Annotated in this window: 14 protein-coding genes and 1 pseudogene; 9 read left to right on the forward strand and 6 right to left on the reverse strand. The window is 54.2% G+C overall.

Going from position 1 to position 17,752, the window contains the following annotated elements; genetic code table 11:
* The first annotated feature begins 62 nt into the window (after positions 1-62).
* From KQI82_RS07300 to KQI82_RS07315, 4 genes and pseudogenes are all read left to right on the forward strand, one after another.
* Positions 63-221, forward strand: a complete 159-nt coding sequence (locus KQI82_RS07300) for a transposon-encoded TnpW family protein (protein WP_081731980.1) — start codon at positions 63-65, stop codon at positions 219-221.
* 41 nt (positions 222-262) lie between these two features.
* Positions 263-1,075, forward strand: a pseudogene (locus KQI82_RS07305) (VirD4-like conjugal transfer protein, CD1115 family); the annotation flags it as partial.
* Positions 1,072-1,398 carry a formate hydrogenlyase gene (locus KQI82_RS07310; RefSeq protein ID WP_187333654.1) on the forward strand — a complete coding sequence of 109 codons (327 nt, stop codon included), beginning with the start codon at positions 1,072-1,074 and terminating at the stop codon, positions 1,396-1,398. The pseudogene KQI82_RS07305 and the gene KQI82_RS07310, both read left to right, overlap by 4 nt.
* Positions 1,399-1,463: 65 nt before the next feature.
* The gene (locus KQI82_RS07315; protein ID WP_216632178.1) at positions 1,464-2,309 is read left to right on the forward strand and encodes a VirB6/TrbL-like conjugal transfer protein, CD1112 family; all 846 of its coding nucleotides are present in this window, start codon (positions 1,464-1,466) and stop codon (positions 2,307-2,309) included.
* Between the two features lies 1 nt (position 2,310).
* On the opposite strand, the gene KQI82_RS07320 is transcribed toward KQI82_RS07315, so the two are convergent.
* Complete coding sequence (locus KQI82_RS07320) at positions 2,311-2,649, reverse strand: hypothetical protein (protein ID WP_116722057.1); 339 nt, start codon at positions 2,647-2,649, stop codon at positions 2,311-2,313.
* 103 nt (positions 2,650-2,752) lie between these two features.
* Here KQI82_RS07320 and KQI82_RS07325 point away from each other — a divergent pair, with 103 nt between their 5' ends.
* From KQI82_RS07325 to KQI82_RS07335, 3 genes are read left to right on the forward strand one after another with little or no spacing between them, the layout of a single operon-like run.
* Positions 2,753-3,106 carry a PrgI family protein gene (locus KQI82_RS07325; RefSeq protein ID WP_216632179.1) on the forward strand — a complete coding sequence of 118 codons (354 nt, stop codon included), beginning with the start codon at positions 2,753-2,755 and terminating at the stop codon, positions 3,104-3,106.
* Entirely contained in the window at positions 3,099-5,432 is a 2,334-nt protein-coding gene (locus KQI82_RS07330; protein WP_216632180.1) for a VirB4-like conjugal transfer ATPase, CD1110 family, read from the forward strand. The genes KQI82_RS07325 and KQI82_RS07330 overlap by 8 nt, the downstream gene beginning before the upstream one ends.
* Positions 5,433-5,438: 6 nt before the next feature.
* On the forward strand, positions 5,439-7,478 hold the full coding sequence (locus tag KQI82_RS07335) for a C40 family peptidase (protein WP_216632181.1): 2,040 nt from the start codon (positions 5,439-5,441) through the stop codon (positions 7,476-7,478).
* Positions 7,479-7,582: 104 nt separating this feature from the next.
* Here KQI82_RS07335 and KQI82_RS07340 read toward each other — a convergent pair whose 3' ends face one another.
* The 5 genes from KQI82_RS07340 to KQI82_RS07360 all read right to left on the reverse strand — a co-directional run bounded on the left by KQI82_RS07340 (position 7,583) and on the right by KQI82_RS07360 (position 16,119).
* Complete coding sequence (locus KQI82_RS07340; RefSeq protein WP_216632182.1) at positions 7,583-9,793, reverse strand: S-layer homology domain-containing protein; 2,211 nt, start codon at positions 9,791-9,793, stop codon at positions 7,583-7,585.
* A gap of 289 nt (positions 9,794-10,082) precedes the next feature.
* Complete coding sequence (locus tag KQI82_RS15940) at positions 10,083-10,259, reverse strand: integrase DNA-binding domain-containing protein (protein WP_241426652.1); 177 nt, start codon at positions 10,257-10,259, stop codon at positions 10,083-10,085.
* Positions 10,260-10,401: 142 nt separating this feature from the next.
* On the reverse strand, positions 10,402-14,313 hold the full coding sequence (locus KQI82_RS07350; protein ID WP_216632183.1) for an S-layer homology domain-containing protein: 3,912 nt from the start codon (positions 14,311-14,313) through the stop codon (positions 10,402-10,404).
* A gap of 10 nt (positions 14,314-14,323) precedes the next feature.
* Positions 14,324-15,277, reverse strand: coding sequence for a zinc-ribbon domain-containing protein (locus KQI82_RS07355; RefSeq protein WP_338149002.1), 954 nt, complete (start codon positions 15,275-15,277; stop codon positions 14,324-14,326).
* Between the two features lie 209 nt (positions 15,278-15,486).
* A complete protein-coding gene (locus KQI82_RS07360; RefSeq protein WP_216632185.1) occupies positions 15,487-16,119 on the reverse strand; it encodes a recombinase family protein in 633 nt (210 codons plus the stop codon).
* Positions 16,120-16,291: 172 nt separating this feature from the next.
* On the opposite strand from KQI82_RS07360, the gene KQI82_RS07365 reads away from it, so the two are divergent.
* Positions 16,292-16,534, forward strand: coding sequence for a helix-turn-helix domain-containing protein (locus KQI82_RS07365; protein ID WP_215655623.1), 243 nt, complete (start codon positions 16,292-16,294; stop codon positions 16,532-16,534).
* 187 nt (positions 16,535-16,721) lie between these two features.
* A complete protein-coding gene (locus tag KQI82_RS07370; protein WP_215655622.1) occupies positions 16,722-17,681 on the forward strand; it encodes a helix-turn-helix transcriptional regulator in 960 nt (319 codons plus the stop codon).
* Positions 17,682-17,752 lie beyond the last annotated feature (71 nt).

Below are 17,752 nucleotides of genomic sequence, written 5' to 3' on the forward strand. Positions count from 1 at the left end.
TACCGATCACCGCCCGATGATGAAAAGTCACCGGGCATTTTTCATTTACAGGAGGATTTTGAATGAACAATACCGCAACCAACAGCACCCCTTGCCCGACTGTCAGAAAGCAGATCGGCAAGACAACCTATATCGTCCGTGTCCATTTCAGCCAGACCGCAAAAGAGACGATGGAGGACAAAATCAAGCGTCTGCTCCGTGAGGAAGTCCGCAAAATGTGACTTCTTTTTGAATTTGATGAAAAAGTCCTTGACTTTTCGTCTCTGGCAAGACAGCGAAAAGCATTTTGGTGAGTGCCGCTGTGCGGCTGGCGCCCTTCAATCTGCCGCAGATCAAAGCTGTCACCGACCATGATGACATGGATCTCTACACGCTGGGAGAGCGAAAGTGCGCTCTGTATGCCGTGATCCCGGATAATGACACGACCTTCAACTTCCTCGTCAGCCTGCTGTACTCCCAGATATTCCAAACACTGTACTACTGCGCCGACCAGATCCACCATGGGGCATTGCCGTGTCATGTCCACTTTATCTTGGACGAAGCGCCATCGGTCAATCTGCCGGGGCTGCCGCGGGAGCTTGCGACCATGCGCTCCCGCAATATCTCCTGCAGCACCATCATCCAGAACATGGCGCAGATTAAGGAGCTGTATAAGGATTCCTGGGAAACCATCCCTGGCAACTCGGACACGCTGCTCTATCTGGGCGGCAACGAGGCAAGCACTCACAAGTACATTTCTGAGGCGTTGGGTAAGTCCACCATTGACACCAAGACCCACGGGCAGACCAAAGGGCGGTCCGGGTCTTACTCCACTAACTTCCAGATGAGCGGCAGAGAACTGCTGACGCCGGACGAGGTGCGGATGCTGGATAACCGGTATTGCATCCTGTTCATCCGCGGCACACGGCCGGTGATGGACGAAAAGTATGAGCTCATGGAGCATCCCGCCATCCGCTATACGATGGATGGCGGCGCACCGCCCTACATCCACCACGGGACGGCGGAGCCTCCTATTCCGGGAGAGCCGCTGTTCCAAACTGATTTTGACAATGAAAAGGAGAATGCTGCAGCATGAAACATGATTTGAATAACAAGAATTTTGAAAGAAAGGCAAAGCGGGTCTATTCCGTCTTTGCCTGTGTCGCCCTGCTTCTGGCAGTCACCGCAGTGCCTGCGCTGGCGGCAGATGACCCGCTGACGGTGGTCAACAACCTGTCTGATTTCATTTTCTCTCTGATCCGCGCCATTGGCCTTATTCTGCTGGGCTTTGGCATTTTGCAGGTGGGACTGTCCCTCAAGAGCCATGACCCCTCTCAGCGCGCCAACGGTATGCTGACGGTGGCAGGCGGCATCGTCATTACCTTTACGAAGGAGATCCTCACTCTCATCACCGGCTGAAAAACGCGGCAGGGTGAACGGCATGATACCGTTCACCCTGTTCTTCCCGTAGGAGGTGATTTTGAATGGGAAGCGGAAACTGGATCGTAGACAATTTGAACTCTGCGCTGGAAATGTGGAACGGAAGGCTGGCAGAGATCTGGCAGCTTATCAGCACCTCACCGGAGTCCTTTAAGGGCGGCGGTATCTGGAATGTCATCGTCGGCATCAACGGCGGATTGAAAGCGGTGGGATATGCGCTGTTGGTGCTGTTTTTTGTAATGGGCGTGGTCAAGACCTGCGGTAGCTTCACCGAGATGAAGAAGCCGGAAGTGGCCTTCAAATGCTTCATCCGCTTTGTGCTGGCGCAGGCGGCAGTGACCTGGGGCATGGAACTGATGACCGGCGCGTTTCGTGTTGCCCAGGGCATGGTGACAACCATCATGGATTCCTCCGGGCTGACGGCGATGTCTGCCACCACATTACCGGATGAACTGGTGAGTGTCATCGAGGATGTGGGCTTTATTGACTCCATCCCCCTTTGGGCGGTGACGCTGCTGGGCTCGCTCTTTATCTGGGTGCTCTCCCTTGTCATGATACTGACGGTGTATAGCCGTTTTTTTAAGCTCTATATCGCAACGGCCATCGCGCCCATCCCGCTGGCCAGCTTTGCGGGACAGCCCTCCAGCAGTATCGGCGTAGCCTTTTTGAAAAGTTATGCCGCCATCTGTCTGGAGGGCTGTGTCATCGTATTGGCTTGTGTGATTTTCTCGGCGTTCGCGTCTTCACCGCCTGCCATCGCGGACGATACGCTGGCGGCAGCCACCATCGTATGGAACTATGTGGGCGAGCTGATCTTCAATATGCTGGTGCTGGTGGGCGCGATCAAGATGAGCGACCGCATCATCCGGGAGTTGATGGGCCTTGGCTGATTCAGCGCCACAGACCCTCTGTGCTGACGGTGTCTTCGCCGTTCTCCCGTGCTTTGCGAACACGGTAGGAGAAATACTCCATAGCGGCAGCGTCATCCCGTGCCTGCATAACAAGATCGCAGACAAAGCGGATCAGCGAAAGCAGCCAGGACAGCACCACCAGCCCTACAAGGGCGAACAGGATGCGGTCTGCCAGCACGGTATGAGCGCGATACCAACCGTGGAACACCGTCAGCATGGACACGGTGTACAAAAGCGGGATGGTCATCCGTGTCAGCGCGGCGAACCGGGAGAGAAGCGCCAGGACGCCAAGCCCGGCGATCATCAGAAAAGCGATCATGTGTCACGACCTCCTTCATCGGGTTTGTGGCATAGTACCATGACTGCACAGACAAAGCAAGAGTCTGTTCAGCAAAACTCAGAAAAAACTCGGAGGTGATCCATTGGAGGTCCGCATCAACAAAGAAGTACGAAATTACCAGGAGAGTCTATTCTTCGGGCTGTCCCTGCGGCAGTTGCTGTTCGCTCTGCTGGCGGTCGCCGTGGCAGTGGGCGTATATTTCGGCCTGCGCCCTGTGCTGGGGAATGGGGAGATCGGCTGGGCCTGCGTGCTTGCAGCCTTTCCCTTTGCCCTGGGCGGCTTTTTTCAGTATAACGGCATGACGCTGGAACGCTTTCTGCTCGCGTATATCCGCTCGGAATTCCTGTTTCCCCGCAGACTCGTGTTCAGATCGGACAACATATACGCCAAAGCTCTGGAAAATTCAACGATAAAGGAGGCTCTCAAACTTGATTAAAACTCTGCAAAATACACTGAAGCAGGACAAAGAAAGATTTACGGTTCCGAAATCTGTACAGGACATCATCCCCATCCGCCGCATCTGGCCGGATGGGGTCTTTCAATTTGGCAGCAAGTATTCTAAAACACTGCGTTTTAGCGACATCAATTATGCCATCGCCTCGAAAGAGGATAAGACAGCCATGTTTCTCAGCTATTCCGAGCTGCTGAACGCGCTGGACACCGGCTCCACCACGAAAATTACCATCAACAATAAGCGCCTGGACCGACGCAACTTTGAGCAGGAGATCCTCATCCCGCCCAAGGGAGATGATCTGGACGGCGGGCGTAAGGAATACAACGCCATGCTGCTGGATAAGGTGACGGACTCATCCAACAGTGTGGTGCAGGAGCGCTACATCACACTGTCCGTCCACAAGAAAAATGTGGAGGAAGCCCGCGCGTTTTTTGACCGCACGGTCCATGACGCCTCTTCCCGTCTGAACCACATGGACTCTCGCTGCGAGGAACTGGATGCGGCAGACCGCCTCCATATCCTGCATGATTTCTACCGTGTGGGTGAGGAAAGCGAGTTCCGCTTTGACCTCCGGGAGAACATGAAAAACGGGCGTTCCTTCAAGGACGCCATCTGCCCAGACAGCATGGAATTCAAAAAGGATCATTTTATCATGAGCGGTAAGTATGGCCGGGTACTGTTTCTGAAGGAGTATGCCAGCTATATCAAGGATTCCATGATCAATGAGCTTACCAGCCTGAACCGAAGTCTTATGCTGTCTATCGACATCATCCCTGTCCCTACCGACGAGGCGGTGCGGGAGATGCAGAATCGCCTGCTGGGTGTGGAGACCAATGTGACCAACTGGCAGCGCCGGCAGAACGCTAACAATAACTTTTCTGCCGTTGTCCCCTACGATCTGGAGCAGCAGCGCAAGGAGACCCGTGAGATGCTGGACGATCTCACCACCCGCGACCAGCGGATGATGTTTGCCGTGGTGACGCTGGTGCATCTGGCAGACAGCAAGGAAGAACTGGACAGTGATACGGAAACGCTCCAGTCCATTGCCCGCAAGCACCTCTGTCAGCTCACGACACTGAACTGGCAGCAGGCGGACGGGCTGGTGACGGCGCTGCCGCTGGGCCTGCGCCGCATCGATGCTCTGCGTACTCTGACCACGGAAGCGCTGGCTGTTCTCATGCCCTTTAAGGCCCAGGAGATCTGGGACCGGGGCGGTGTGTACTACGGGCAGAATGCCATCAGCAAAAACCTCATCGTGGCGGACCGCAGGCAGCTTCTCAACGGCAACGCATTCATTCTCGGTGTCTCCGGCTCCGGCAAATCCTTCAGCGCCAAGAAGGAGATGGTGTCTCTGGCGCTGTCCACGCAGGACGATATTATCGTCATCGATCCGGAGTCGGAGTACCGCCCCCTCATCGAAGGGCTGGGCGGTCAGGTCATCAACATCTCCGCCACCTCACCTAACCATATCAACGCCATGGATATGGAGCAGGGCTATGGGGACGGAGAGAACCCCGTGGTGCTGAAATCCGAGTTCCTGCTTTCCCTCTGTGAACAGCTCATTGGGGCAGGCAAGCTGTCTGCCAAGGAAAAATCCGTCATCGACCGCTGTACCGCGCAGGTGTACCGGGACTATATCCGCAGCGGCTATCACGGCGCGGTCCCCACCTTGCAGGACTTCCACGCCGAGCTGCTCCGCCAGCCGGAAAAGGAAGCGCAGGATGTGGCGCTGGCCATCGAACTGTTTACAGACGGCAGTCTCAACACCTTTGCCAAGCCCACCAATGTGGACACCAATGCCCGCATCCTCTGCTACGATATCCGGGACCTTGGTAAGCAGCTTCTGCCGGTGGGGATGCTGGTGGTGTTGGACAGTATCTTCAACCGCATCATCCGCAACCGTGGGCTGAAGCGCAACACCTGGATCTATATTGATGAGATCTATCTGCTGTTCCAGCATGAGTACAGCGCCAATTTCCTCTTCACCCTGTGGAAACGTATGAGAAAGTATCAGGCTTGCGGAACGGGGATCAGCCAGAATATCGAAGACCTGCTGCAGTCCCACACGGCCCGCACCATGCTGGCAAACAGTGAGTTCCTCATCATGCTGAACCAGGCGGCTACAGACCGGGAGGAACTGGCGCGTCTGCTGAACATCTCGGATAATCAGCTCTCCTACATCACCAATGTGGACTCCGGCCGGGGACTCATCAAGTGCGGAAGCGCTATCGTGCCTTTTGTGGATCATTTCCCAAAGAACAAGCTCTACCGCTTAATGACCACAAAGCCCTCGGATCTGGCTGCGTGATAGCCCATGGAGAAAATTAAAGAAAAACCGGCGCTGAGTGAGCGTGTCAAAGAGAAAGCTGTATCCGCTCCAAAGGAGCTTTTGCGCAAGATGTTGGATGACGGCTCGGAGCGTCTGCGGACTCAGCTCCGGGATACCGCCCAGCGGGGGCGGCGGGATGAATATGGCGGCGACGCCATTGAGGACACCGCCGCCAGTGGCCTGCACCGCGCCGAAAAGGAACTGCTGAAGCAGCGCAAGAAGAAAAACACGGAGCAGAGCGCGTCACCCCAGGGTGACGCCTCTGCTCCCAGCTCCAACAGCGACGTGCCGCCTGTCATCCGCACCAGAGAAGCCGAAGCGGCGAGGGTAAGCACTCCGCCGCCGCCTGCGCAGGAACAGGCACGGCAGGCGGCTATGAAGCAGGCAATCAAGACAAAGAATGCCTACATCAGCACTCAAGGCGGGACCGCCGTAACGGAAGTGCCGGAGCCGCAACGGCAGGGCCAGCAGGCGTTCATTCAGGAGCAGGGCCGCAAAGCGTCCCGCCAGCAGGCACAGCGCAGGCAGGCAGAGCAGCGGTTCCGACACCAGGATGATCTGCGTGGAGATTCGCTGCGTACGGAAGGTTTCAAGCCAACCAGCAGGGGCAGAATCAAAGAGCGCGGCGGCATCCAGCAGCCAAAGAAGCACCAACTCCCCGAACCGAAAACGCCAAATTACGCTGCGGGGATCGCGCCAAAAGCGCGTGAGGGCAGCAAATCTGCGGTGTTGTCCGCCGAACAGGCCGTGCGCTCCTCCACCGTCCATGCGACTGCGGCTGGAACACACGCTGCCAGAGAAGCGGCCATGCAGATGGCCAAGCGGCAGCAGATGACAAAAGCGGCAGAAACCGCAACGCAGAAAACCGCGCAGGCGGCGGGCCGCGCGCTGCGCTCCATCATTGCCGCTGCCCAGAGCTTACTTGCGGCAATAGCGGCTGGTGGGAGCACAGTTGTAGCCATGGTGCTGGTGATTTGTCTGATTGGACTTCTGATCGTGTCGCCTTTTGGGATCTTTTTCTCCGGAGAGGACAGCGGCACCGGCTACACCATGCCGGAAGCTGTCAGCGTATTGAACGGCGAGTTCGCCGCCCGGATCGAGCAGATCAAGACAGAGAACCCCTACGATGAACTGGACATGGACAACGCTGGCAGCGCCGCCATGATTTCCAACTGGCGGGATGTGCTGGCTGTTTATGCTGTGCGGACCACCACGGACAACGCTTCACCGGATGAGGTCGCCACACTGACCGAAGAAAAAATGGAGATCCTTCGTGAAATCTTCTGGGACATGAACGCCATCACTTATTGGACGGAAATAGTACCAGGCGGCAAAGATGAAGCGGATACGGTCATTTTGCATATCATCGTCACAATAAAAACGCACCTGCAAATGGCGGATGAATACCAATTCAACACGGAACAGCGCAGATTGTTAGAGGAACTCATGCAGCCGAAATATCAGGAACTGTTCATGGTTTTGACGGGAAGTTATCAGGACATTGAACTGAGTCCCGACGAGGTGGCAAAGATCATAGAAAATCTCCCCGCCAATCTCAGCGAGAATCGCAAGCAAGTAGTTCTGACGGCGTATCAACTCTTGGGCAAAGTTCATTATTTCTGGGGAGGAAAGTCATTGATTATTGGCTGGGACAGCCGCTGGGGAATGCCGATGAAAGTTACTGCCGAAGGAAGCTCCACCACCGGCACTGTGCGGCCCTTCGGACTGGATTGTTCAGGAATGGTGGATTGGGTATTCTACAACCAGAGCGGCGGACAATACGTCATTGGGCATGGCGGCGGGGCCACTGCGCAGCACAGCTACTGTACGCCTATTGCTTGGAGTGACGCCCAGCCGGGAGACCTTGCCTTTTATCCGGGTGACAGCCATGTCGGCATTGTTTGCGGCTTTGACAGCGGCGGTAATATCATGATCATCCACTGCGCCAGTGGCGCGAATAATGTGGTGGTGACTGGGAAGATCGGCTTCACCTCGATTGGCAGGCCAGAGTATTTTGCGGATTGAGAAATGTGCGCATGGAGATGAGTTCATAGTTGATTGCTATCATGCTCCATGATATACAGAGAAAGGCAGGGAGCCTCAATAGAGGCTCCCTGCCGCTTGGGTTCTTACTTGCCCTGATAGGCTCTGAAAAGGAAAGTAACGATTTGTGCGCGGGTGCAGCTATTGTCTGGCCCGAACAGGCCATTGCCGATGCCGTTGGTCACGCCATTTTCCACGGCCCATGCCACAGCGTTTGCATAGTAGCTATCGGTAAGAACATCGCTGAACTCTGCCTTGCTATCGACCAGCTTACCAATGGCACGGAACAGGAAAGTCACGCTCTGGGCACGGGTGCAGGTCGTGTCGGGGCTGAACTTGCCGTCACCGGTACCGGTGGTGATGCCCTCGCTCAGCGCCCAGCGGACAGCTTCGGCGTAGTACGCGTCCTCGGCAACATCTGTCATGTTCATAGCGTAATTCACCACGGGAGAACCGGCCGCACGCCACAGGAAGGTGACGATCTGTGCGCGGGTGCAAGGCTGGTTCGGCCCAAAGAGGCCGTTGCCGATACCGCCGGTGATGCCGTTCTTCGCCGCCCACAAAACCGCGTCAGCATAATAGCTGTTGGCGGGAACATCGGCAAAATAGTCAGCCGCGGTTTTCTCCGGCGCAAAGGTCGCACTTACCGTGACCTTGCCGGCAGGCATTTTGAAAGTGTACTTGCCGTTGCCCTTGTCGGTCAACTTCAATTCATTGCCGTTCTTGTCGGTAACGGTGAGGTCATCCAGTTTGAAACCATCGTCCGGCTTGACGGTGATTGTCACGGTATCACCACGCTCGGCGTAGCGGCGGTTTGCTGTCACTGTGCCGTTCCGGATGTCCTCGCCCACCTCGATGGCGTAAGTCGGGTCGCTATCGTCGCCACCGGAGCTTCTCCGAACCAGAGCATTGATAGCGTCCTCAATGGCCTGCGCCATAGCGTCTACTTCGGCCTGCTCTGCCTTGCTCTTGGTTCTGTCAACAGCGTAAATCGCCTTTTCTACATCAGCATAGTTCGAGTAAAGGTTGCTGTCGATTGCTTTTGCAGCAGCGATGGCGGCATCGACAGCGGTGTAGTCGGCCAAAATGTTATTATCATCCCATGCAAAGGTCGGATGCTTGATACCGGCTACCCATCCAATGCCTGCACCGGCATGATCTTGAAGGCCAGTGAGAACATCTGTGGAGGTGAAGTTGGATTCAGCAGTGCCGCACGATGACTGGTCAAAGGTCGGGTCGGCACCCGCAGTACCTGCATTCAAATCAACCACCAGCTTAACAACGGCTAAGTAATTGCCTTTATTATCAGGATATGTTTCTTCATCAAGCGTTACACCATCAGGAGGGGTATCCGGCCAGATGCAGTTTGTAATACGGGGTGTTGCAACGGCAGCAATCCAAGTAACATTCCCCGGCTCTTTGCTGGTAATGTCCTTTGTCGCAACCAGACAGTTTCTGATTGTTACGCCGGGTTCTCCGTAAAAATCAAAGTTTGCGCCGAGAATACCACCTACAGCTGAGTAGATATTATCGCAGGAAACAGAACCACCAAACCAGCAATCAGTAATCGACGAATTGCCTGAAGAGTTTTCCCACTGGCCAATCAATCCTCCCACGGTATCAGCATGCTCGAAACTGCCTTCTGTACTAACAACCGCAGCATCCGAGCCGCAGCCTTTTACTTGTGTACTCCAAGTGCATTGACCAATCAGTCCACCAACCATCTTGTCGCCAACATTGTTTTCTATTCTTCCGCTTGTATAGCAGTTTTCAACTGTGCCGCCATTGACCCAATCTGCCAAAATGCCGGCAAGTAACGAACCATCATTTGAGGCAATATCAGCGTCTATAACAAGTAAATTCTTTAATGTACCACCGTCAGAAACAACTCCGAATAGTCCATTTCGAATAAGTTCGTCACCAGTAGAGTGATGATGCAGATTCATGATTTTATGATGCTGTCCATCAAAAGTACCAGCAAAAAATCTTCCCTGGTTACTGCCATCTCCAATGGGAGTCCACTGGGAGCCGGATAAGTCGAGGTCATTATCTAAGTAAATCGTTTTCCCTTTAAATGATACAGATGCAGTTTTGTCATTGACTAACTGTGCTAAACCGGCCAACTGTTCGGCAGTGGTGAAACGGTATTCAGTGTCCGTCTCATGGTCGGTGTACCAGCTTGTATCTGCCGTACCGTTCCATGTGGCAGCGCTATTCTCTGCCGCCAGCGCTGCCGTTGGCAACAGCGTAAAACACAATGCCAGAATAAGCAGCAGACTTCCGATGCGTTTTTTCATGGTGTATCCTCCTTTGTATGATGGTCAAAATTTTCTTCATGCCCGCCTGACCGCAGCGGGCAAAGTCCACAGGTTACAGAACGGTATCATCCCGTGGGTACCCACGGGATGAGGGGCGCGCCCCTCATCATAAGTTTTTCGCTTCATACTAATTCATAATAATTATATCCGCATTTTTGCAAAATGTAAATCGTTCTAAAGTATGAGGATGGATAAAATTTTTGAATATGCTACTCGCCTTCACGTTTTACAACATTCAGCCATTTCTTTTTCCATGTGTTAGGGTGGATCAGCAGGGTTGGCTTCCCCAACGCAAGGGCATAGGCCATTCATAGGTGCCGTTTTTGCGCTGATTTTCTCCGGTCTTGAGGACACGCCCATTCCTATCTTTGCGCTTTTCCGCCAAATCGCACACTCCTTTCTGGAAAAGCGCTCCAATATGTATGATAGAATTATCATAACACATTGGAGCGCCTAACAGCTTTCGGTATATACGTCAAGTATTCGCATTGCAGCAATGTTCCACGCCAATTCCCTGCCGTGCAGAGTAAAAAGCTCCCGCCGAGGATGATCTCAGCGGGAGCTTTTTATTGGATTGCCGATTCGCCTTACTTGCCCTGATAGGCTCTGAAAAGGAAAGTAACGATTTGTGCGCGGGTGCAGCTATTGTCTGGCCCGAACAGGCCATCACCAATGCCGTTTGTGACGCCGTTCTCCATCGCCCATGCCACAGCGTTTGCATAGTAGCTATCGGTAAGAACATCGCTGAACTCTGCCTTGCTATCGACCAGCTTACCAATGGCACGGAACAGGAAAGTCACGCTCTGGGCACGGGTGCAGGTGGCGTCAGGACTGAATTTGCCATCGCCCGTTCCTGTGGTGATACCGTTCTCCACCGCCCACGCAACTGCCTTAGCATAATAGCTGTCCGCAGAAACATCAGAGAAGCTGCTCATGCTCTTGGGTTCGGGAGAACCGGCAGCACGCCACAGGAAGGTGACGATCTGTGCGCGGGTGCAGGGCTGGTTCGGTCCAAAGAGGCCGTTGCCAATACCGCCGGTGATGCCCTTCTTGGCGGCCCACTTCACAGCCTCATAGTAGTAGGCGTCGGTGGAAACGTCCGCGAAGTTCAGCGTCTCGATCTCAGCGAATTCCGCAGAAACCGTCACCTTGGAGGCGGGCATGGTGAAGGTAAACTTGCCGTTGCCCTTGTCCTTCACCTTGATCTTGCTGCCGCTGGCGTCCTTCACGGTCAGGGTGTCCAGCTCATAGCCGCTGTCGGGCTTGACGGTGATGGTCACGGTATCGCCCTTGGAGGCGTTCTTGGGGCTGACGGTCACATCGCCGTGCTTGACAGAGGGCGCGGAGACATCATAGCGTCTGGAGGAAGAGCTGGAACCGCCGCCGGAGCTGGGCGCAGAGTAGCTGACCGTCCAGACACCGTTCGCGGTGCTGCTCACATAGTAATTGTTTGCCAGAGCGCCGGAGGGGTCTGTCAGATACACGCCGGAGGTCAAGCCGGATTTTGCAAGAACCGTATAGGTATAAGCGCCCTCGCTGCCAGCGCGCTTGACGATGTTGGTGTTGCCGTTGCCCACAACGTGAACGCTCGGGTCGCTGCTGAACGTGCCGCCGGTGATGGAGATGGTCTCGCTGCCCGGGCCGCCGCCCTTCTGAATTTCGCCATTGAAAGAGCCATTTTTGATATTGATAACAGCTGTTGTGTCAGTTGTAGCATCAGCGCGAACAACACCGGTAAATGTACCGTTCTCAATGTTGATCGTACCGCCGGAGTTGTAAACATAGGCAGCATACGGAGCGGTATAGGTGCCGCTCTTTACAGTGGCGGTGCCGCCATACTGAACAGCCACCGCACAATTCAAGTACGTGCCATCTCCAGTTCTGATATCCGTAACTTTGATCTCGCAATTTTCCAATGTTGCATTGCTTCCAACCTGCACGCAGCCGCCGTATTTTGCGGTCAGCTTCATGTCGGTGAACGATGCGGTCTTGGTTTCAAAAGCAGCGCCCAAGAATGCATTGATACCAGTGATGTTATAGGTGCCGCCGGAGACAATGACCTCACCACAGCCGGAAGCCTTCACAACGCGCTCGTCCGTCTCGGCGCTGACATTGTTCAGGACCAACTTGCTCTCACTGCCCACCGTAAACAATGCAGTGTAGTGGTAGTTGTCGCTTGCGCAGGTGCTTCCGGTGTAAGATCCGCCGTTAATCGTCACTGTAGAGCCGGCAGAACCTTCGCGAAGGTCAACAAATCCCCAGACTTTCGTCTCCCATTCGGTATTATGCGTGTCTCCCATCTTCATGCCGCTTCCTGCGGTCATGCCGTTGATGGTCAAGTTTACATTTTTAGCAGTGACCCAAATCGCACTGTTTTTCTCATCCTTAGATTCACTTCTATCCGATGCCGTCGCAGCAGTCAGTACATGACCGTTCAGATCAAGCGTCATGCTCTTCGTGACTTCAATCGGCTTTATAACGGTCACATCCTTCAGCAGCGTGACGGTCGCGTTTTCGTCAGCGGCGGTGATAGCGTCGGGGAGGGTGGTGTACTCCTTTGACCCGATCATAGCGACCGTATCCTCGTTCGGCTTCACCCAATGACCCTTCGAAACCTCCACAAGCACTTCGTTGGCGCTCTTGTTAACAATATCGCCGTAAGCAGTACCGGCGGCAACGACCTTGTTGTCAATGATCACAAGACCGTCTGTGCCGACCTCTTTACGGCCGAAGATGCTGTCTTCGGGCTTTTGGGTGCCTGCATTTTCCTGCATCAAGATATTCTGGCTTGCGGAAGTAGCAGCGTCAACGGTGACCTGACCGACATTCGCCGTGCCGACTAGATCGCCGACGCGCCAGCTCTTTCCCGTCTCAGTGCACTTCAGAGTGCTGTCCTTTACAGTGCAGCCCGTGATGGTGTGGTAGGTGGCGGGATTCGCACCGGCGTGACCGATCAGGCCGCCGACAGAGCCCTTCGCCTCAATCGTCACATTCTCGACGGAGCAGTTTGTAAGCGTGACCTTGGTATCGACCGGGCCGTCGTTCTGGTTGTTATAGCCGGATGTCCAGCCAATCAGACCGCCGACGCGCGCGCCGCCGGTGCTGACAATTTTGCTGTTCTTCAGATGGCAGTTATCCAGTTCGATTCGAGTCATGGAATCCACGCAGTTGATAAATGCGCCGATTCCCTGATTATTCGTTGTGTCGTTGATATCCGCACCAGCAATGGTCAGATCCTTGATCACAATGCCGGATTTGCCCGCAAAGCCGCCCGCAAACAAGGGGGCGCTCAGGCCGGTGATGGTCTTGCCGTTGCCGTTCAGGGTGATGACGCCATGACCATGGTATCCATCCACACCCACCGGCGTCCAGTTCTTACCGGTCATATTGATGTCGTCCAGCAGCTCGATCACGGTGTCGCCGGTTTTGTTTGCGGCCGCAAAGGCGTCGGCGAGGGTGGGATACTCGGTATCGCCGATTTTGGCAACATACGACATTTTAACCTCGCCTGTGGTCGCGTCAAAATTTGCACCAGGCGCAAGGTAGTCATTGTTGATTCCTCCGGGGAACGTACCGGCTGTGATGTTGAACTCGTTCTTGGCGGCTTCGGCATCCATTTCGGCTGTAATATTAAAGTCACCGCTGATGCCGGTGCCGTTGGCCTCGATGGTGACTTTCTGCTCGTCCGTAGAGCCTTCAATGTCCTTCTGAAGCAGGCCCTTAGTGCAGTCCGTAGCGGTCACAGTCGTCAGCGTGATATTCGTAGGCTTGGAAGCAACGATAGCCGCCTTTTCAGTCAGACCGTCAAAGCTCGTGTCCGTGACCGTCACCGTGGGCGCAACACCCAAATCCCCCTCGTTGTAGGTCTTGATGCCGCGCGTGCCGGTGAAGGTGCTGCCCTTCACTTCGGTATTGCCGCCGTAGTTCCAAAGATTATAGTTGGCACTGTTAGTAAACTGGCAGTTGTTGAACACCGTCTTGCCGTACTGGTTGTTGCACACGCCGTTGGGGAAGGTGCAGTTCGTGTAGGTCACGGTGTTTTCTGCCCTGCCGGTGCTGCGGAGCCAGCAGGTGAAGTATTTGGTGCCGTGTCCATAGTCATTAGCATAGGTCGGATTTTCTTTGCTCAGTATTAGGTCTGTAAAGCTAACGTCGATGTCATAGCTCTGATCAGCCAGAATCGCTACGCCTTGGGTGATGCAGATTTCCGCATCTTCGGTTTTACCAACAAACTTGACCTTGCTAAGCGTGGTCAGGCCAGCCTTTGCGACCTGCACCCAGCCGGTATCAGTCACATCAACCTTACCACTGATCTCATAGGTGATGACGCCGCTTTCGTCAGGCGCCGCCTCATTGACGGCGTCGCTAAACGAACTATAGCTCGTCCCCCTTACCTTGATCGTTCCAGCGCCTGTCGCCTCGTCCGCCAGGGCAGCCGTCGGTAAGAGCGACAGCGCCATCGCGAGGCATAGTAAAATGGATAGCAGCTTATGTTTCATAATGATCCTCCTACAATGTATATTCTCCGCGGCTCCCCGCAGTTTGGGCACTTATTTTTACCGGCTCCGCCGGAAGTTCACTTAAAATTGCTGTGCATCGGTCCAATGGTCTGCCCGCGCAGATCGGACAGCCACAGCGCTGTTTTCCTGTACGGCTGCTGATGACCGATTTCCACGCATGGCCGTTTTCACACAGCCACCATGCCTTCCGGCTGCTGCCGGGCGTTACCTGCTGCGGCGTGAAACTGCCGTTAAGGGTCGGATGCCACTGCGATGCGATCACCGGCTCCTTGGTCTCCAGATCATTAAATCCCGGCAGGACCTTGCGGTTGGTGCAGTACGGACAATCGCTTTCCCTGTTCACACGGTGGGCGATAACCGCACAGAAGGAATGCCCCTTGTCACAGAGCCACCACACGCGGCGATTGGAATATGCGCTCACCGCCTCCGGCGTCAGCGCACCGTTCTTTTTCCGATCCCACTGTTCAGCAAGCTGCGGATGCAGCGAAGCGAGATCATTGAATCCGGACAGGACCTTTTGTCCCGCGCAGAACGGACAGCCTGCGTTTGATGTGACGCGGCTGGCAACGCTCGCCTGCCAGCTATGTCCTTTCGGACACCTCCACCAGACCTTCTGGTGTGCTCCCGGCATGACCTGCGTCGGCAGCAGCGGAGAATTCTTTTCCGTGTCCCACTCCGAAAGCAGATCAGGAAATTTTGCCGCCAGAGAGTTTTCCTCCGGCAGAACAGCGCGGCCCGCGCAGACGGGACAGCCCGTTCCCCGCACGCGGATTCTGACTTCGGAACGATAGGAATGGCCTTGGGGGCATCGCCACCATACCTTTTGGTGGCTTCCGTAGGTCACATCCTTCGGCGTGAGCGGAGCATTGCGTTCATCGTCCCATTGTGCCAGCAGGTGAGCTTGTTCATGCCCGGCGCAGAAATCGTACAGAGACGGACGGATTGCCGCTCACCTCCCGCAGAATACTTGTCCGCCTGCAATACAGGCGGATAGGGCTTTTATGGCACATTGTGTATCCAGCCCAGTGGTTAAAAAAGTACAGGTTGCCGACCACAGTGATATACACAAAATCTTATATATCTACCATAGCACTCCCCCAACAGAATAGCAATAGGCCAACGGCTTAAATCCGACTAAAAAAACGTACTTTTTTATCCAGTCTTCTTCTTCGTCTGCGTTTTCTTAACGATTTCTTTACACCCGTCATCCTGAGCCCAGAGCAAAAAGCTCCGGTGGGTGACGCCCAGCAGTTTTCCTGCTGCCCGTGCGGACAGCTCGCCGCGCTCCCAACGTGCTTTGACTTCGCCGAACCCTTCCGGCAGCACCTTGCGGGGCCTGCCAAATTTCACGCCACGCGCCTTCGCTGCGGCGATCCCTTCCGCCTGCCGCTGGTGAATGAATTCGCGCTCTGTCTGCGCCACATAGGATAGCAGCTGCAGCACGATGTCCGCGATCAGCGTTCCGGTGAGATCCCGGTTCCGCCGTGTGTCAAGCAGAGGCATATCCAGCACGACAATGGCCGCACTCTTCTCCTTGGTGATAATGCGCCATTGCTCCAGGATCTCTTCATAGTTTCTTCCGAGACGGTCGATGCTCTTGATCACAAGTGTGTCGCCGTCTTTCAGTTTGCGCAGCAGCCGCTGGTAGCTGCGGCGGTCAAAATCCTTGCCGGACTGCTTGTCCACAAAAATCGCCCGGTCCGTTAACCCGAATTCCCGCAGGGCGATGAGCTGACGCAGTTCATTCTGCTCCTTGGTAGAAACTCTTGCATAACCGTATTCCATGTGCTGACCTCCCAATTTATCGGTGGATAAATTGTAAGCCAGGTGCCGGCCACATGGACAATATAGTGTTATATCACTATTATAGCACATATTTTTCTGATAGTGAAGTATCACTAATAACCTTTTCTCAAATAATTTACCATAGTGATAAATCGTCATGGAGGTTTACACTATGGATACTCGGGAAACTGTTGCACTTCGCATCCGCCAACTTTGCGCAGAACGAAAAATTACGCCGAACGGGTTAGCAAATCTATCTGCTGTTCCTCAGGCAACCATCAAGAGTATCCTTAATGATGAAAGCAAAAATCCGGGCGTCGTGACGATTAAGAAGCTTTGTGATGGTCTTGAGATCACCCTCGGTGAGTTCTTCTCCACACCTGAATTCGATATGCTGGAACAGGAAATCAAATGAAGCCTCTTTCTCAGCCTCTACCGCCAGCGCTCCTCCATTTTTCGCGTAGAGTACACGCATAGTGCGTGAACTCTACGCTCTATAAGGGGTATTCTCTCTTTTTCGCGGAAAATCTTTCATCCGCTGCTGCGTTTGACGGTTACACATTGCCGCCGCGCCTTTTCTCATTTGAATGGAGTGCTGCTACATGAAAAATGAATCCCAATACGGCCTGCTGCTATTACAGCGGTATCTGTATGAGCATACGGATGACCAGCATCCGGCCTCTGTGGCGGATATTCTTGCCTTCTGGCAGGAGTGTGGCATTCAGGCGGGGCGCAAGAGCGTATATTCCGCTATTGAAGTCTTGCAAAGCAGCGGTATGGACATCGTATGCGTCAAAAGCACCCAGAATCGATATTTCGTGGGGGAGAGGCTGTTTGAACTGCCGGAGCTGAAGCTGCTGGTGGACGCGGTGGAATCCTCCCGCTTTATTACGGCCAAAAAGAGCGAGCGGCTTATTGAAAAGTTGGGTAAGCTCACCAGTGAATCTCATGCCCGCCAGTTGGATCGGCATATTTATATGGAAGGTACCGCCAAACCGGAGAATGAGTGCATCTATTACAGCGTGGATGAGATCCATAACGCCATTCAGGAAAAACGGCAGATCACCTTTCAGTATTACGAATACACCCCGCAGAAAGAAAAGATACTCAAGCATAACGGTTACCGCTATCAGTTCAGCCCGTATGCCCTTATCTGGAGCCGAGATTGCTATTATGCTGTGGGCTGGTCGGAAAAGCACGGAAAGATTGCACAATTTCGGGTGGATCGCATGACGGCAGTCGAACCGCTGGAACATACGGCAGTCCAGACACCGGACTTTGATCCGGCGGAGTATGTCCGCAAGGTGTTTGGGATGTACCCGGACAACCTCTGTACCGTAGAGCTGCTGTGCGATAATGAGGTCATGCGCAGCGTGATCGACCGCTTCGGTGAAAATGTGCAGACGGAAACTGTAGATGAACAGCATTTCCGTGCCACAGTCGAGGTCGCGCCAAGCCCTCCGTTCTTCAGTTGGGTCTTTACCTTTAGCGGTAAGATTCGCATCGTCAGCCCAGCAGCAGTGCTGGAGGAAATGCGGGATATGGCAGCGTGGCTGAAATAATTTCAGGATGGTGTTCCCTGCGGGGAACACCATCTTTTTCACGGCTTGCCAATCGAACGAATGTTTGCTAT

The organism is Dysosmobacter acutus (assembly GCF_018919205.1).
GTDB lineage: Bacteria > Bacillota > Clostridia > Oscillospirales > Oscillospiraceae > Oscillibacter > Oscillibacter acutus.

Excerpts from the sequence above, each read along its gene's own strand:
- KQI82_RS07300 (WP_081731980.1), top strand. The coding sequence starts at position 63 with ATGAACAATACCGCAACCAACAGCACCCCTTGCCCGACTGTCAGAAAG.
- KQI82_RS07310 (WP_187333654.1), top strand. The coding sequence starts at position 1,072 with ATGAAACATGATTTGAATAACAAGAATTTTGAAAGAAAGGCAAAGCGG.
- KQI82_RS07315 (WP_216632178.1), top strand. The coding sequence starts at position 1,464 with ATGGGAAGCGGAAACTGGATCGTAGACAATTTGAACTCTGCGCTGGAA.
- KQI82_RS07320 (WP_116722057.1), bottom strand. The coding sequence starts at position 2,649 with ATGATCGCTTTTCTGATGATCGCCGGGCTTGGCGTCCTGGCGCTTCTC.
- KQI82_RS07335 (WP_216632181.1), top strand. The coding sequence starts at position 5,439 with ATGGAGAAAATTAAAGAAAAACCGGCGCTGAGTGAGCGTGTCAAAGAG.
- KQI82_RS07340 (WP_216632182.1), bottom strand. The coding sequence starts at position 9,793 with ATGAAAAAACGCATCGGAAGTCTGCTGCTTATTCTGGCATTGTGTTTT.
- KQI82_RS15940 (WP_241426652.1), bottom strand. The coding sequence starts at position 10,259 with ATGTGTTATGATAATTCTATCATACATATTGGAGCGCTTTTCCAGAAA.
- KQI82_RS07350 (WP_216632183.1), bottom strand. The coding sequence starts at position 14,313 with ATGAAACATAAGCTGCTATCCATTTTACTATGCCTCGCGATGGCGCTG.
- KQI82_RS07360 (WP_216632185.1), bottom strand. The coding sequence starts at position 16,119 with ATGGAATACGGTTATGCAAGAGTTTCTACCAAGGAGCAGAATGAACTG.
- KQI82_RS07365 (WP_215655623.1), top strand. The coding sequence starts at position 16,292 with ATGGATACTCGGGAAACTGTTGCACTTCGCATCCGCCAACTTTGCGCA.
- KQI82_RS07370 (WP_215655622.1), top strand. The coding sequence starts at position 16,722 with ATGAAAAATGAATCCCAATACGGCCTGCTGCTATTACAGCGGTATCTG.